General features: G+C 71.1%; 12 protein-coding genes. 9 read left to right on the top strand and 3 right to left on the bottom strand.

What is annotated here, in order from left to right:
• Positions 1-6: 6 nt before the first annotated feature.
• Together ACP6CK_RS22125 and ACP6CK_RS22120 are read left to right on the top strand one after the other, a co-directional pair.
• Positions 7-1,341, top strand: coding sequence for a putative O-glycosylation ligase, exosortase A system-associated (locus ACP6CK_RS22125; RefSeq protein ID WP_426955479.1), 1,335 nt, complete (start codon positions 7-9; stop codon positions 1,339-1,341).
• Positions 1,342-1,490: 149 nt separating this feature from the next.
• Positions 1,491-2,747 carry a glycosyltransferase family 4 protein gene (locus tag ACP6CK_RS22120; RefSeq protein ID WP_426955478.1) on the top strand — a complete coding sequence of 419 codons (1,257 nt, stop codon included), beginning with the start codon at positions 1,491-1,493 and terminating at the stop codon, positions 2,745-2,747.
• Between the two features lie 151 nt (positions 2,748-2,898).
• Here the strand turns inward: ACP6CK_RS22120 and ACP6CK_RS22115 are convergent, their stop codons facing one another.
• Positions 2,899-3,771, bottom strand: a complete 873-nt coding sequence (locus ACP6CK_RS22115; RefSeq protein ID WP_426955477.1) for an FkbM family methyltransferase — start codon at positions 3,769-3,771, stop codon at positions 2,899-2,901.
• Between the two features lie 91 nt (positions 3,772-3,862).
• Between ACP6CK_RS22115 and ACP6CK_RS22110 the strand changes: the two genes are divergently transcribed.
• Positions 3,863-4,822, top strand: a complete 960-nt coding sequence (locus ACP6CK_RS22110) for an NAD-dependent epimerase/dehydratase family protein (protein ID WP_426955476.1) — start codon at positions 3,863-3,865, stop codon at positions 4,820-4,822.
• Here ACP6CK_RS22110 and ACP6CK_RS22105 read toward each other — a convergent pair.
• Positions 4,806-4,943 (bottom strand): hypothetical protein, encoded by a 138-nt coding sequence (locus ACP6CK_RS22105; RefSeq protein ID WP_426955475.1) that lies wholly within the window; start codon positions 4,941-4,943, stop codon positions 4,806-4,808. The two genes, ACP6CK_RS22110 and ACP6CK_RS22105, sit on opposite strands and share 17 nt — an antisense overlap.
• Positions 4,944-5,225: 282 nt before the next feature.
• On the opposite strand from ACP6CK_RS22105, the gene asnB reads away from it, so the two are divergent.
• From asnB to ACP6CK_RS22085, 4 genes are read left to right on the top strand one after another with little or no spacing between them, the layout of a single operon-like run.
• Complete coding sequence (gene asnB, locus ACP6CK_RS22100; RefSeq protein ID WP_426955474.1) at positions 5,226-7,160, top strand: asparagine synthase (glutamine-hydrolyzing); 1,935 nt, start codon at positions 5,226-5,228, stop codon at positions 7,158-7,160.
• 2 nt (positions 7,161-7,162) lie between these two features.
• Positions 7,163-8,848 carry an oligosaccharide flippase family protein gene (locus tag ACP6CK_RS22095; RefSeq protein WP_426955473.1) on the top strand — a complete coding sequence of 562 codons (1,686 nt, stop codon included), beginning with the start codon at positions 7,163-7,165 and terminating at the stop codon, positions 8,846-8,848.
• 10 nt (positions 8,849-8,858) lie between these two features.
• Entirely contained in the window at positions 8,859-9,671 is an 813-nt protein-coding gene (locus ACP6CK_RS22090) for an FkbM family methyltransferase (protein ID WP_426955472.1), read from the top strand.
• Entirely contained in the window at positions 9,671-10,576 is a 906-nt protein-coding gene (locus ACP6CK_RS22085) for a hypothetical protein (RefSeq protein WP_426955471.1), read from the top strand. The genes ACP6CK_RS22090 and ACP6CK_RS22085 overlap by 1 nt, the downstream gene beginning before the upstream one ends.
• Positions 10,577-10,689: 113 nt before the next feature.
• On the opposite strand, the gene ACP6CK_RS22080 is transcribed toward ACP6CK_RS22085, so the two are convergent.
• Entirely contained in the window at positions 10,690-11,364 is a 675-nt protein-coding gene (locus tag ACP6CK_RS22080; RefSeq protein WP_426955470.1) for a TetR/AcrR family transcriptional regulator, read from the bottom strand.
• Between the two features lie 213 nt (positions 11,365-11,577).
• Between ACP6CK_RS22080 and ACP6CK_RS22075 the strand changes: the two genes are divergently transcribed.
• Together ACP6CK_RS22075 and ACP6CK_RS22070 are read left to right on the top strand one after the other, a co-directional pair.
• Positions 11,578-12,762: an efflux RND transporter periplasmic adaptor subunit gene (locus tag ACP6CK_RS22075; protein WP_426955469.1), complete on the top strand. Its 1,185-nt coding sequence runs from the start codon at positions 11,578-11,580 to the stop codon at positions 12,760-12,762.
• Between the two features lie 9 nt (positions 12,763-12,771).
• Positions 12,772-15,921, top strand: coding sequence for an efflux RND transporter permease subunit (locus ACP6CK_RS22070; RefSeq protein ID WP_426955468.1), 3,150 nt, complete (start codon positions 12,772-12,774; stop codon positions 15,919-15,921).
• Position 15,922 lies beyond the last annotated feature (1 nt).

The following is a 15,922-nucleotide window of genomic DNA, read 5'->3' as shown; positions in this document are numbered from 1 at the left end:
CCGCCGATGATCCGCAACCTCCTGTTCTTCGCGACCATGGGAGGGCTGCTACCCCTGGCCGTGCTGCGCCCCTTCGCCGGGGTGCTGCTGTGGTCCTGGATCTCCTTCATGAACCCGCACCGGGAGATCTGGGGGCCGGTCGCGAATCTTCCCTGGGCCGCGATGGTGCTCGGCGGGACCCTGCTCGGCTGCATCGTCGCGCGGGAGCCGCGCCGGCTGCCAATGAATGCGGTGACCGTTCTGCTGATGCTGCTGATGGTTATCTTCACCCTGACCACGATGGCCGGCCTGGCCGATCCCACGGAGGCCTGGGCGAAGTGGGAATTGACGATGAAGGTGCTGATCGTCCTGCTGCTCACCGCGGCGTTGCTGACGGACCGGCATCGGATCGACGCGCTGATCTGGCTGATGGTCCTGGCCCTGGGCTACTATGGCGTGCGCGGCGGCATCTTCACCATCCTGACCGGCGGCTCCTTCCGGGTCCTCGGGCCCGAGGCGACGGTCATCGCCGACAACAACCACATCGGCACGGCGCTGCTGGTGACGCTCCCGCTGATGAACTACCTGCGCCTGCAGGCGCGGCACCGCATCATCCGCTGGGGCCTGGCGGCGGCGATGCTGCTGACCTTGTTCGCGGTCGTCGGCACCTACTCGCGCGGTGCCTTCCTCGCGCTCGGCGCCGTCACGCTGCTGCTCTGGTGGCGGAGCCATCGCAAGATCATCGGCGGCGCGGTGATCGTCGCCTGCGTGGCCGGGGCGGTGCTGTTCATGCCGCCTGCCTGGATGGCCCGCATGAACTCCATCGAGACCTACGAGGAGGACGCGTCCGCCACCACCCGGCTGCGGCTGTGGGAGGCGTCCTTCCTGCTCGCGGTGGACCGCCCGCTGGTCGGCTCCGGCTTCCGCGGCCCGTACACCCAATCGGCGGTGGACCGCGTCATGCCGGGCGGCCCCGCGCGCGCCGTGCACAGCATCTGGTTCGAGACTCTGGGCGAGCACGGCTTCCCCGGCTTCCTCGCCTGGCTCGGGCTGACCGTCGCGGGCGCCTGGTACGCGTTCCGCCTGGGTCGGCTCGGCCGCGACCACCCGGGCCTCGCCTGGGCCGGGGAACTCGGGCGCATGGCGAGCATCTCGATCGTCGCCTACTGCGCCGGCGGCACCTTCCTCTCCCTTGGCTACTGGGACTTCTACTGGACGCTTCTCGTCGTGCTGGCGGCCAGCCACGCGGTCGCGCTGCGCAGCCTGCCACAGACCTCCGCTGTCGCTCGATCCGTGCAGGGCTGGCGCAGCGCGGCCCTGCCGGACGGCGTCCTGGCCCGCGCGGGGCGCGCGCGCGCATGACCCACATCACGATGCCCTCCCGATCCGGAGACGACGCCCCGTGCAAGGCCTCTACTTCCTCGCCATGCTCATCGGCATCGCCTGGCTCGTCGCCTGGGCCGTCCTTCCGCCCACCGTCCGGGACCGATTTTGGTGGCCTTTCGACATGCGTGACGACGATCCAGCCGGCGCCCGTCCCGCGCCCGGCGCCCGAGAGGGATGGCGCCCCCGGCCGGTCGCAACCCCTTCGGCTCCTCACCTTCAGCACGCTCTACCCCAACGCGGCCCAGCCCAGCCACGGCGTCTTCGTGGAGAACCGCCTGCGGCACCTGATCGCCGGCGGTGAGGCGACGAGCACGGTCCTTGCGCCCGTTCCCTGGTTCCCCTGGCGCTCCCCCCGCTTCGGCGGATGGGGCCGCCTTGCCACGGTCCCGTCGCACGAGACGCGCCATGGGCTGGAGGTGCTCCATCCGCGCTTCCCGGCGCTTCCGGGGCTCGGGATGTTCACCAACCCCTTCGCGCTCTACGCCGCCGCCGCCGCCGCGGTGGACGCGATGCTGCGCGCGGGCTTCGACTTCGACGCGATCGACGCGCATTACCTCTATCCCGACGGCGTGGCGGCGGTGTGGCTCGGGCAGCGGCTGGGCAAGCCGGTCGTCGTGACCGCGCGGGGATCGGACGTCAGCCTTCTGCCGCGGTGGCGGGTGCCGCGCCGCCTCATCCGGGCGGCCATGGCGGGGGCCGACGCGCTCATCGCGGTGTCGTCCGGCCTGCGCGACGGGATGCTGGCGCTCGGCGCGCCGCCCGGGAAGGTCACGGTGCTCCGCAACGGCGTGGACTTGAACCAGTTCCGTCCGCCGACGCAGCGCGCCGCCGCGCGCGCGGCGCTCGGCCTGGGCGGGTCGCCGACGCTCCTCTCGGTCGGCCTGCTGATCGAGCGGAAGGGCCACCACCACGTCATCGAGGCCTTGCGGCACCTGCCGGGGCACCAGTTGCTGATCGTCGGGGAAGGGCCGGAGCGCGGCGCGCTGACGGCGCTCGCCGAACGTCTCGGCGTCGCCGCGCGGGTGCGGTTCGAGGGCGCGGTGCCGCACGCCTTGCTGCCGCTCCACTACGGGGCGGTCGATGTGATGGTCCTCGCCTCCAGCCGCGAGGGCTGGGCGAACGTGCTGCTCGAATCCATGGCCTGCGGCACCCCCGTGGTGGCCAGCCCGGCCTGGGGATCGCGAGAGGCGGTGACGAGCCCCGAGGCGGGACTGGTGCTCGACGCGACCACGCCCGAGGCCATCGCCCAGGGCGTCCGGCACCTCCTGGCGGCACCGCCCCGGCGAAGCGCGACGCGCGCCTACGCCGAGCGCTTCGGCTGGGACGAGACCACGGCCGGTCAGCTCGCCCTGTTCCGTCGCGTGCTGGAGCCGGTCGCATGACGCCGCCCGGGCCGCGCCGCGCTCCTGGGCTGCTGGGTACCGGGCTGCTCGTTACGCCGCAGCGGGCGGCAGCACGGGCCCGGCCCGGCTCCACGCCGTCCGCCGCCCCGGCACGCTACACGGCGGCAGACGGGGCTGAGCCGTGATCGCGTCACGCCCGCAGCCAGATCACATCGCCGACCAGGCGGCCCTGCAGCGGCATCGGGACGCCGTTCTCCAACGCATGGGGCCGCAATCCCAGCCCCCCGAGCAGTTCGGCGATCTCCTCGATCCGGTGGCCGTAGCGCGCCGCGTGCCGCTCCTGCAGCTCGGTCTGGATCGCGATGCCGGGGCTGGCCGCGATGATCCCGCGCGCGCCGCGCAGCACGGGCAGCTCGAACCCCTCCACGTCGATCTTGAGGTAGTCGATTCGGCCGAGCCCGAGCTCGTCCATGGCCACGTCGAGGGTCGTCATGGGCACGCGCGCGCCGCCGCCCGGCGCGGCGTCGGCGCGGACATGCGTCTCGCCGGGGTTGGCGGCCTCGAAGTCCATCTCGATCTCGCCCGGCGCCTCGCCGAGCGCGCGGTTGAGCGCGGTGACCCACGGCACATCATTGGCCGCGACGTTCCGCGCGAGGAATCCGAAGGTGCGCGGATGCGCCTCGAAGGCGATCACGTGACCGGACGGCCCGACCAGCCGCGCCGCCGGCAGGGCATAGGTGCCGACATTCGCGCCCGCATCCACGAACACCGCGCCGGGCCCCACGCGCCGCGCGACGAAGCGCCAGATGTCCGGGTCCCGGGCGCCCGCGACGCAGAGCGCGAAGGACGAGAAGTTGTTCGGCATGGTGACGAGGCGCAGCCCGTCCGGGCTGCGGAACGCGACCTCCTTGCCGCCCAGCTCGGCCGCCGTGAAGCGCGCGGCGCGTCCGAGCACGCGGAGCGGCGCCGTCCGGTAAGCGTCCGTGGCGCGCAGCCAGGGCAACCGCCAGCGCAGCGCCCGGAGCGATGGTGGCACGATCGCCTTCAGCGAACCCATCGACATCGGATGTTCCTCCATCCGCATGACGGAGGCACAGGCTTCCGTCGCCGTCCAGCGTGTTCTTCGCGATTCAACGATCCCGAAAGGCAAGGCCATGGCAGGCTACCTCGTGACCGGCGGCTGCGGCTTCATCGGCTCGCATCTCTGCGCGGCGCTCCTCGACCGCGGTCATACCGTCCGCGTGCTGGATGACCTCTCCACCGGCTCGGAAAGCAACCTGATGCCCGGCGCCACGCTCGTCTGCGCCGACGTCTCGGAGCCGGCCGCCGTGCGGGAGGCGATGGAGGACATGGACGGCTGCTTCCACCTGGCCGCCATCGCCTCGGTCCAGCGGGGCATGCTGGACTGGCCGGGCACGAACCGCACCAACCTCGCCGGCGCGATCGCCGTGCTGGACGCTGCCCGCTCCAGGCGCGTGCCGGTGGTCTACGCCTCCTCCGCAGCGGTCTACGGCGATTGCGCCAGCCTGCCGATCTCGGAGGACGCGCCGACCCGCCCGCTCTCGGCCTATGGCGCCGACAAGCTCGGCTGCGAGCTGCATGCCCGCGTGGCGGGCGCCGTGCACGGCATCCCCACCCTTGGCCTGCGCTTCTTCAATGTCTTCGGGCCGCGCCAGAACCCGCTCTCGCCCTATTCCGGGGTGATCTCCATCTTCTGCGACCGGCTGCGACGCGACGAGGCGGTGACGATCCACGGCGATGGCGGTCAGACGCGGGACTTCGTGCCCGTGGCCCAGGTCGTGGCGGCCCTGCTGGCAGCGATGCGCGGCGCATCGGTCGAGGCGCCCGTCCTGAACGTCTGCACCGGGCGCCCCACCTCCGTTCTGTCTCTGGCCTCGATCGTGGGGGAGGTCTGCGGCACGCGCCCGAAGGTGGAGCATGGGCCGCCCCGGCTGGGGGAAATCCGCCATTCGCTCGGTGATCCCCGAAGGGCCGGTATGGCGCTCGGCCTGTCCGATCCCGGCAGCCTGCGCGATGGGCTGGCGGAGGTGGTCGCCTGGATGGACGCGGTGCAGCCCGATCGGGGCCGGCCCGTGATCAGCCAAACAGTCTGAGCAGAGCGACGATGCCCACCCAGAGCAGGGCGGAGAGGCCTATGATGGTCAGGACCGCTGCCGGCCAGGGCAGCCGATGCCGCTTCTCGGGCCCGGAAAAGGTCAGCGTCTGGCCCTGCATGACTCTCTGTCCCTCCGGCGGTGACGTCACGGGCGTTCTCTTTCGATCGTATCCGACGCAGGTATCTCGGCTCAGAACACCGGACCGTGGCCTGCGCCGGCATCGAATCACGCAACCGTTATCGTATACCCTCCCCCGAGTCATCGGCATCGTGGGACCGCGACGCACTTCCTCCGGGGGAGTGTGGCAAAGACATGACGGTTCCCGCGCCCCGGCGCCCGATCCCCGGACCCGGCCATCCCGGAGCCGCCCCGATCATCCGGGCGCGGAGGGGCAGCGCTGATGTGCGGCATTGTCGGCCTGTTCCACCCGCTGGACCCCGCGGTTCCGGACCACGTCACGCTGCGGCGCATGGCGACCGCGCTCCGCCACCGCGGTCCGGACGGCGACGGATTTCACGCCGAGCCCCATCTCGGGCTCGGGCACCGTCGTCTCGCCATCGTGGACTTGGCGGGCGGTGCGCAACCCATGTCCACACCGGACGGGCAGGTGACGGTCTGCTTCAACGGCGAGATCTACAATCACGCCCTGCTGCGCCGCGACCTTGAGGCCGCAGGGCACCGCTTCCGCACGCGGTCCGACACGGAAACCCTGCTGCACGGCTGGCGCGAATGGGGAACCGGGCTGCTCGACCGCCTGGCCGGCATGTTCGCCTTCGCGCTGTGGGACGTGGGACGCGGCGAGCTGCTTCTGGCGCGTGACCGTCTGGGCGAGAAGCCCCTGCACCATGCCGTGCTTCCGGACGGAACGGTGGCCTTCGCGTCCGAACTCCAGGGGCTCCTCGTCCTGCCGGGCCTCTCCCGGAAACTCGATCCGCAGGCGATCGACGACTACCTCGCGCTGGGATACGTGCCCGACCCGGCGACGATCTTCGCCGCGGTCCGTCGCCTGCCGGCCGCCCATTTCCTCCTGTTGCGGCGAGGTGAGGAAGCGGTCCCCTCGCCACGCCCCTACTGGCACCCGCCACGGCGGGCATCCCTGCCCGCGACGGGCGCGGCGGAACTCCTGGCCGCGGGGCTGGACCGGGCCGTGCGCGCGCAGATGATGTCGGACGTGCCGCTCGGCGCGCTTCTGTCCGGCGGGGTGGACTCCGCCTCCGTCGTCGCCTTCGCCGCGCGGGCCCGTGCGGAGGAGGGGGGCGGTGCCCTCGACACCTTCACCATCGGCTTCGAGGGAGAGGCAGACGAGCGCCCCATGGCGGCGCGGGTTGCCGGCCTGTTCGGCGCCCGCCATCGGTCCGAAGGGGGCACCGCCGATTACCTGTCCGCCGCCCGCGACGTGGCGCGGGTCTTCGGGGAACCGTTCGGGGACCACTCCGCCGTGCCGAGCCTGGCCGTCTGCGCCCTGGCCCGCCGTCATGTCACGGTCGCCCTCTCCGGCGATGGCGGGGACGAGCTGCTGGGCGGCTACCGCCGTCACCGCTGGCACGCCCTGGCCGAGGCGGTGCGGGCGCAGATCCCGGCCCCGCTGCGCCGCAGCGTGCTGGGGGGACTCGCCCGCGCCTATCCGAAGCTGGACCGCGCGCCGCGCTGGCTGCGCGCGAAGCACACGCTGACCGAGATCTCGCTCGACAGCGCGCTCGGCTACTACAACACGGTCTGCAAGCTGCACGCCGCGCGCCGCCGCGGGCTGCTCTCCGCCTCCCTGCGGGCGGCCGTGGACGGGCACGATCCCGCGGACCGCTTCGTCGCTCTCATGCGGGACTGCGATCCCGACGATCCGTTGCTCGCGGCCGGCTACGTGGACCTGCACACCTATCTACCCGGCGATATCCTGGTGAAGACCGACCGGGCCAGCATGGCGGCCTCGCTGGAGTTGCGCCCGCCGATGCTCGACCACCGCTTCGTGGAGCAGGCGCTCGCCCTGCCCTCGGCGGCGAAGCTGAAGGGCGGGCAGGGAAAGCACGTGCTCCGGCAGGCGATGCGGCAGCACCTGCCGCCCGATCTTCTGGCGGGGGGCAAGCGGGGCTTCGCGGCGCCGATCGCCGATCCCCTGCGCGCGCGGATCGCCACGGTGCGGGCGCGGTTGACGGGCGCGGCCATGCAGGACAGCGGCCTGTTCGATGTCGCCGCTCTGGCGCGCCTCGCGGAGGAGCATGGCAGCGGCCGCTTCGATCACGGCCAGGCCCTCTGGCAGCTGCTGGTCTTCGAAGGCTTCCTTGCCGAGGCCGCCGGCGTGCCAGACGCGGCCGCTGTCGCCGATCCGGTCCCGGCCTGAGCATGTCCTCCCCCCTTCCCGCCGGCGCCGCAGCGTCGCCCGATCCTCGGGATGCCGAGGCCGGACGTCCTCTCGCGGCGCCGGCTGTCGGTCCCGACCACGGCCTCGGCCGCAAGGTCGCGAAGAGCGCCGCCATCATGGTGCTCGGCCGGCTCGCGACGCGCGTGGTCAGCGTGATCAGCACACTCCTGCTCGTCCGGCTCCTGTTGCCGGCCGATTTCGGCCTCGTGGCGCTGGCCGCCGCGGCCTTCGTCATCGCCGACATCGTCACCGCGACGAGTTACGGCCTCGTGCTCGTGCGCCGGGCGACCGTGGACCGGGCCCTGTACGACACCGCATGGACCATGAATCTCCTTCGCTGCCTCCTGCTGGGGGGGCTCGTGGCCGTCACCGCCGACATGCAGGCCGCCCTGCTCGGCGATCCCCGCATCGCGCCTGTCCTGAGCGTCGTGGCCCTGACCGTGTCGCTGGACGGCCTCGTCAGCATCGGGATGGCACGGCTGCAGAGAGAGTTCCGCTTCGGGGAGATCTTCCGCTACCAGGTCACGGCGAAGCTGCTGTCCTTCGTTCTGACGATCGCGCTGGCTGTCCTGTTCCGCAGCTACTGGTGCCTGGTTCTCGGGAACCTCTTCGCCAAGCTCCTCCTGATCCCCCTCTCCTATTACCTGGCTCCGCATCGGCCGCGGCTATCCCTCGAACACTGGCGCGAGCTCTTCGGGTTCTCCCGCTGGATGTTTGCGACCAACCTCTGCATGGCGGCGGACGGGCAGGGCCCGAACCTCGTGCTGGGCCGCATCGGAGGGATCGAGGCGGTGGGGATGTACAACGTGTCCTACCAGATCGCCGCGACCCCCGTGACGGAGCTGGCCGCCCCCGTCCGCGCCCCGATCTACAGCGGCTACGCCCGCGTGCTGGGTGACCTCGCCGCCCTGCGCGACCAGCACCTCGATGGCTTCGCGTTCCTGAGCGCCCTGACGGTCCCGCTCTCCGTCGGGATCGCCTTGACCGCGCCGGAGTGGGAGCGGCTCGCGCTCGGGCCCGCCTGGGCCGGGGCCGCCCCGATGATCGCGATCTGCGCCCTCTACGCGCTCGTGGACAGCCTCTCCCATTTCACGTTCAACGTGTTCACCGTGCTCGACCGGCAGCGGCTGTTCGTCGCAATCTACGCCACACTGGGCATGATCCGCGTTCCCGCCATCATCGCCGGCGGCCTTCTGGCGGGCCCCTGGGGAACCCTGTCCGCCATGCTGGCGACCGGTGTGGTCAACGTGTTCGTCTGGCACTGGCAGACGGGCCGTCTGCTCGGTCACGCCGCGGCCATCCCCTTCTTGCGGCTGGGACGGACGGTCGCGGCCGCCGTGACCATGACGGCCGCCGTGCTGCTGCTGCGCTCGGTCTGGCCAGCCATCGGGAACTCATCCCTCGAGGCCTTCGCGCGGCTCCTGACCGTCGCGGCCCTCGGCGCCAGCGTCCATATCCTGACGCAGATCCTTCTCTGGCGCATCGCCGGACGTCCCGCCGGCGTGGAACAGACGCTCGTGACGCTGCTCGCCCAGACGGTCCAGCGCCGACGTGAGCGTCGGGCAACCAGTCACGGATGGGCCAGGGTCCTGGCCCCGCTGCTCGGCCGCCCCCGGGAGCCGAAGCGTCCGCTTCGACCCTTACCTGCCCTGACTGAGCCAGGCTGACGGAGGGGCCATGCCGAGCTTCTCAGCACAACTCTCTCCACCGGCGTTCTTCCGGTACGCGCTCTGGCGCATGGCCGGCAGGCGCTTCGAGCTGCCGCTCCGCCTCCGCAACGGCACCCGGTTCTTCCTGCGTCCCCCGAACGCGGAGAATGGCGACTACGGCGTGGCCTACGAAATCTTCGCCCTCAGCTACTACGCCCCCCCGGGCGGGGTGGAGCTGGGCGAGCCGCGCCTGATCGTGGATCTCGGCGGGAATGTCGGCCTGTCGGTGCTCCACTGGCTGAACACCTATCCCGGCTGCACGGTCGAGACCTTCGAACCCAATCCGCGCCACGTCGCGCAGATGCGCCGGAACCTGGCACTCGGCCGGCAGGCGCATCGGGTGAGCATTCATCAGAAGGCGGCGGCGGTCGCTCCGGGTGTGCTGCGGCTCTCGAACCTCGGCACGTCGTCGTCGCTGGCGAATGCCGGGCCGGATGGGTTCGACGTCGAGGCGGTGGATGTCCTCGCCCATCTGCGCGGCCGGTCTATCGACCTGCTGAAGATGGACATCGAGGGGGGCGAGTACGACATCCTGGCGGACCCGCGGTTCGCGGAGCTTGATCTCCGCTGCCTCGTGATGGAATGGCACGCCCGCCACGATGGCGAAGCCGACCGGCGGTGGTGCGAGCGCCGCCTGGCCGACATGGGCTTCGTGATCCACCCGCTCTTCGCCGAGGCGGAACACGGGATGTTCTGGGCGGTCCGGGCCGCCCCGCCGACGTCACGACAGGACGGCACCGCGCGGCAGGACCGCCACGTCAACCATGGGGAGATGGCCTGATGCTCTACCGCGCCCGACGCAAGGTGGCCTACTGGCTCTTCGACCGTGCGATCCACGGCATCCATGACACGCCGCCACTCGAGGTGAAGGACGCGCCCTGGACCATCGTGAGCATGGTCTCGCCGAAGCACGTGCCGATGTATCTCCTCAGCCTGAAGGCGTTCTACCGTCGCATCGGCCGCGGCAAGGTTGTCGCCATCGTGGACCGCGACACGCCCCAGGCGGCGCTCGATACGCTCCGCCACCACATTCGTGGCATCGAGTTGCAGGTCCTGGAGGACATCCCGGTCGGCCCCTGCCAGCGCGGCGGCACCTGGGAGCGGATCCTCTGGATCCTCGACCGCGCGCGCGACGAGTACGTCGTGCAGATCGACTGCGACGTGCTCGCCACCGCCCCGGAGATCGACGAGGTCGCCCGTTGCCTTGAGGATGGCATCGCCTTCACGATGGCCGACGGGCACGAGATCGTTCCGATGGCGGAGGCGGCCGCCTTCGCCCGCAGCATCGACGGGAACTACATCGGTGAGGTCGCGGAGCGCCTTTTCGACCGCTACCCCGGCCATGAGAGGCTCCGATACGTCCGCGGCTCCTCCGGCCTCGCCGGTTTCGCGCGGGGTGGTTTTCCGCGCGAGGGGCTGCACGAGTTTCACCGCGGGATGGAGGCCCTGGTGGGCGCGGCGCGCTGGCGGGAATGGGGGACGGAACAGTGTGCTTCCAACTTCGCCGTCGCGAATACCCCTGGCGCGATCGTCCTGCCCTACCCCCGTTACGCAAGCTTTCACCCCAGCGGGCCGCGCCTGGAGACGAAGTGCTTTCACTTCATCGGCAGCTACCGCTTTGACAACGGCTTCTTCGCCACCCGCGGCAGGCGTGAGATCGCGGCCTTGAAGGCCGCTGCGAGCTGAGGCCGGAGGACGTTCCCGCTCGGGATGGGGTGGGGATGCCGTCGTGCAGGCCGTCCGTGTCCGGCCGCTAAGGGCCTCTGGTTGCGTCGCCGCGGCGACGCAACCAGAGGCCCTTAGCGGATCGCGCCGGAAACGCTGTCCGCGCCGGCAGGGCAGGGATCTTCGGTCACCCGACTCCCGCGCAGGAAGATGCGCACGGCGCGCGCGATCCGATTGCTGAGCTCGGGCGCGGGAACCTCGGCCTTCAGCCCCGCCAGGAGCTCGTGGTGGAAAGCCCCGAGCGCCATCCCGATGAGGAGGCGGGCGGCCTCGTGCGGCGGACCGAAGTCGTGGCCGCCCTCCCGCTGGAGCGCGGCGAGGTAGCGCTCCAGGCCGAGCCGGGCCGGGTTCCCCGCTTCCGCCGCACCGGCCCCGGACATCGGGGTGGGCATGCGCCCCACCTCGGCCATCGCGATGCGCATGAGGACGAGGGAGCGGTCCCGCAGCAGGATCTCGGCCATGCTGGCGAGGAAGTCGCGAAGGACGACTTCGGGATCCGCACCGTCGGGGACGGGCAGCGCCTCCACCTCCGTGCGAAGGCCGCGGAGCAGCGTCGCGAAGAGTTCCTCCTTCGAGGCGAAGAATTTGTAGACGGTCTTCTTCGAGCAGCGCGCGTCGCGCGCGATGCCGTCCACCGTCGCCGCATGGAAGCCCAGGGCGACAAAAGCCTTCTCCGCCGCGACCAGGATCCGCTCGCGCGTGGCGCCGGTGTCGTCGGCGACGTCCGTGGGCACGGGTCGCACGGTCATGGCCTGACTCCTCCCTCATCCGAATGGCACGAAATGTTGCAGCGCAGCAAAGCGGTTGACAGCAGATCGGAAACCAATCAGTTTCCGCTCGGGAAACTATCGAGTTTCCACTCTGTCCGTCAATGGTGTCGAAGGCTTCCGATGAACGCCCCCTCCCCCCTTGCACCCCTCGGCCTATCCCGCGGGACGGCCCTCCCGGGCCGGCGAGGCACCTTGTTCGGCCTGTCGGCCCTGGCCGCGCTTGCGGTCGGCGGCTGCGATGAGAATGCCAATGCCCAGCAGGCGCGCGCAGCCCCGGCCAATCCGACCGTCACCGTCGTCTCCCTCTCGCCCGAGCCGGTGACGGTCCGGACGGTCCTGCCCGGGCGCACCGCAGCCTTCCGGACCGCCGAGATCCGGCCGCAGGTCAGCGGGGTCCTGCGACAGCGCCTGTTCCGGGAAGGCGAGCAGGTGGCGGAGAACCAGCCGCTCTTTCAGATCGACGCCGCCCCGTACCAGGCCGCGCTGGCCAGCGCGGAGGCGAGCCTCGCCAAGGCTCAGGCGAGCCTGGAATCCGCCCGCTCCACGGCCACCCGCTACCGCCCGCTGGTCGCGCAGAACGCGGTCAGCCGGCTGGACTACGACACCGCGGTCGCGGCCCAGCGCGCCGCGGAGGCGGACGTGGCCTCCGGCCGCGCGGCGGTCGAGACTGCCCGGATCAACCTCGGCTACACGCGCGTGAACTCGCCCATCGCGGGCCGGACCGGGCGGTCCTCCGTCACGGTCGGCGCGCTGGTCACGGCGGATCAGGCGACCGCGCTGCTGACCGTTACCCAGCTCGATCCCATCCATGTGGACGTGACCCAGCCCGCCGCCGCCGTGCTGCGTCTGCGGCGGGAGCTGGAGGCGGGCCGCCTGCGACGGGACCCGGACAATGCCGCCGAGGTCCATCTCCTGCTGGAGGACGGCACGGAGTACCCGCTGGCCGGACGCCTCCAGTTCTCCGAGGTGACGGTCAACACCGAGACGAACACGGTGACGCTGCGCGCCGAGTTCCCCAACCCGCAGGGCACGCTCATGCCCGGGATGTTCGTGCGGGCCCGGCTGGAGCAGGGCGAGGCCCAATCCGCCCTCCTCGTCCCGCAGCAGGGCGTCACACGCAACCCGCGGGGCCAGCCGATCGCCCTGGTCGTCCAGTCGGACGGGACCGTCGCGACCCGCGTGCTGGAGGTCGGCCAGGCGGTCGGCAACAAGTGGCTCGTCCAGGGCGGGCTGCAGGCGGGCGACCGCGTGATCGTGGAGGGCACGCAGCGCGTCCGCAACGGCGCGACACCCGAGCTGCGCCAGATGACCGCCGACGCGTTCGACCGCCAGGTGGCGGAGGAAGCCACCGCCGCCCGCCAGGTCCGGGGAGGCTGAGCGCCCGCCATGGCCCGCTTCTTCATCGACCGTCCCGTCTTCGCCTGGGTGATCGCCATCGCCACGATGCTGGTCGGGCTGATCTGCCTGCGTGGCCTGCCCATCGCGCAATACCCCAGCATCGCCCCGCCCTCGGTGCAGATCTCGCTCTCCTATCCCGGCGCCTCGGCCGAGACGGTGCAGAACACCGTGGTCCAGATCATCGAGCAGCAGATGACAGGCCTGGACGGGCTGCTCTACTTCTCCTCGGACAGCAACCGCGACGGCAGCGCCACGATCCGGCTCACCTTCGCCCAGGGCACGAATCCTGACATCGCCCAGGTGCAGGTACAGAACAAGCTCGCCCTGGCGGAATCGCGCCTGCCGGAGACGGTGCGGCAGGGCGGTATCCGCGTCGCCAAGGCGAGCAACAACTTCCTTATGGTGGTCGGCTTCATCTCCACGGATGGCAGCATGAACAACGCGGACATCGCGGACTTCATCGCCTCCAGCATTCAGGACCCGATCACCCGTACCCCCGGCGTGGGCGACTACAACCTCTTCGGCTCGCAGTACGCGATGCGCATCTGGCTCGATCCGGACCGGCTCAACGCCTATGAGCTAAACCCCTCCGACGTGTCGGCGGCCATCGCCGCGCAGAACGTGCAGGTGGCCTCCGGCGAGATCGGCGCGCTGCCGGCCGTCCCGGGGCAGCGGCTGACCGCGACCCTCGTCGGACCTTCATACCTGAGCACGGCGGAGCAGTTCGGCGCGATCCTGCTGAAGACACGGACCGACGGTTCCCAGGTCCGCCTGCGCGATGTCGCGGAGGTGCGGCTAGACGCGCAGAGCTTCAGCAGCACCAGCCTGTTCAACGGCCGTCCCTCGGCGGGCCTCGGCGTCCAGCTCGCCAGCGGCGCCAACGCGGTGGCGACCGCGAACGCTGTGCGCGCGACGCTGGATCGGCTGCGCCCGAGCTTCCCGTCCGGGCTGGAGGTCGTCTACCCCTATGACACCACCCCCTTCGTGCAGATCTCGATCGAAGAAGTGGTGAAGGCGCTGATCGAGGCAATGATCCTTGTCTTCGTCGTCATGTACGTCTTCCTCCAGAACATCCGGGCGACGCTGGTGCCGACGCTCGCGATCCCGGTCGTGCTGCTGGGCACCTTCGCCGTGCTCGCCTTCGCCGGCTACTCGATCAACACGCTGACCATGTTCGGCCTGGTGCTCGCGATCGGCCTGCTGGTGGACGACGCCATCGTGGTGGTGGAGAACGTGGAGCGCGTGATGGAGACGGAGGGCCTCGGCCCCCTGGAGGCCACGCGCAGGTCCATGGACCAGATCTCCGGCGCCCTGGTCGGCATCGCGCTGGTGCTCTCCGCGGTGTTCCTGCCGATGTTCTTCTTCGCCGGCTCCTCCGGTGTGATCTACCGGCAATTCTCGCTGACCATCGTCACGGCCATGACCCTGTCGGTCATCATGGCGCTGACCTTCACCCCCGCCCTCTGCGCCACCATCCTGCGGCGGCCGAAGCACGGCGCGCGGCGTGGTCTCTTCGGCCTGTTCAACCGCGGCTTCGACGCGACCAGTCGGGGCTACGGCCGCGGCGTCGGCTACGTCGCCGCGCGGGCGCTGCGCTTCATGCTCGTCTACGCCGTGATCGCCGGCGCGATGGGCGTGCTCTATCTCCGCCTGCCCTCCTCCTTCCTGCCGGCCGAGGACCAGGGGGTGATGTTCGTGCAGGTGGCCGCCCCTCCGGGCGCCACGGCGGAACGCACGCAGCAGGCCGTCAACGCCGTGAACGAGTACCTGGCGACGCAGGAGGCATCACGGGTGCAGGGCGTCATGGCCATCTCCGGCTTCTCCTTCGGCGGGCGCGGCCAGGCCTCGGCCATGGCCTTCGTCCGGCTGAAGGACTGGGGGGAGCGGACCGGGCCGGACGACTCCGTCTCCTCCATCGCCGGGCGGCTGATGCGGCACTTCTCCACCTATCGGGACGCCCAGATCTTCGCCTTCTCCCCGCCCTCCGTGCCGGAGCTGGGCAATGCGACGGGCTTCAACATGCAGTTGCTGGACCGCGGCGGTCTCGGCCACGCGGCACTGACCCAGGCGCGCGACCGGTTGCTGGGGCTGGCTGCTCAGAGCCCCCTCCTGGTCGGCGTGCGCCCCAACAGTCTGAACGACGAGCCGCAGCTCCGCCTGGATATCGACTGGGAACGCGCCACCGCGCTCGGCCTCTCGGTCGGGGACGTCACCAGCACCCTGTCGGCCGCCTTCGGCACGAGCTACGTGAACGACTTCGTGGACCGCGGCCGGGTGAAACGCGTCTACATGCAGGGTGCCGCCTCCTCCCGGATGCTGCCGGAGGATCTCGGCCGCTGGCACGTCCGCAACAGTGCCGGCACCATGGTCTCCTTCGACGCCTTTGCCGCAGCGCGCTGGGAGGTCGGCTCCCCGAAGCTGTCCCGCTACAACGGCACGGATTCCATCGAGATCCTGGGCGATGCCGCGCCGGGCGGGAGCACCGGCGCCGCGATGGCGGAGATGGAACGGCTGGCCGCGCAGCTGCCCCAGGGCATCGGCATCGACTGGACCGGCCTGTCCTATGAGGAGCGGGCCGCCGGGTCCCAGGCCATGGGCCTCTACGCCATCTCGCTGATCGTGGTCTTCCTCTGCCTCGCCGCCCTGTATGAGAGCTGGGCGATCCCGGTCTCGGTCATGCTGGTGGTGCCGCTCGGCATCTTCGGAGCGGTGCTGGCCACGATGCTGCGGGGCATGTCCAACGACGTTTACTTCCAGGTCGGGCTGCTCACGACCATCGGCCTGTCCGCGAAGAACGCCATCCTGATCGTGGAGTTCGCGAAGGAGCACTTCGAGGCGGGGGAGAGCCTGCTGGACGCTGCCCTCCACGCGGCGCGGGAGCGGCTGCGGCCGATCCTGATGACCTCGCTCGCCTTCGTCCTCGGCGTGGTGCCGCTGGCACTGGCGACGGGAGCGGGCGCGGGCGGCCGCACGGCCATCGGCACAGGCATCGTGGGCGGCGTGATCGCCGGCACCGTGCTCGCGCTCTTCTTCGTGCCGCTCTTCTTCGTCCTCGTGCTGCGCCTGTTCCGCACGCGGCGGCGCAGCGAGGTGCCGCCCGATCCCGCCCTGCCGGCCGCCCCGCGCCCGGAGCACTGAC

The sequence above is a fragment of the Muricoccus radiodurans genome, assembly GCF_050154705.1.
Classification (GTDB): Bacteria; Pseudomonadota; Alphaproteobacteria; order Acetobacterales; family Acetobacteraceae; genus Roseomonas; species Roseomonas radiodurans.
The sequence above is the reverse complement of the archived record's forward strand: the minus strand, read 5'-3'. Positions and strand labels throughout refer to the sequence as shown.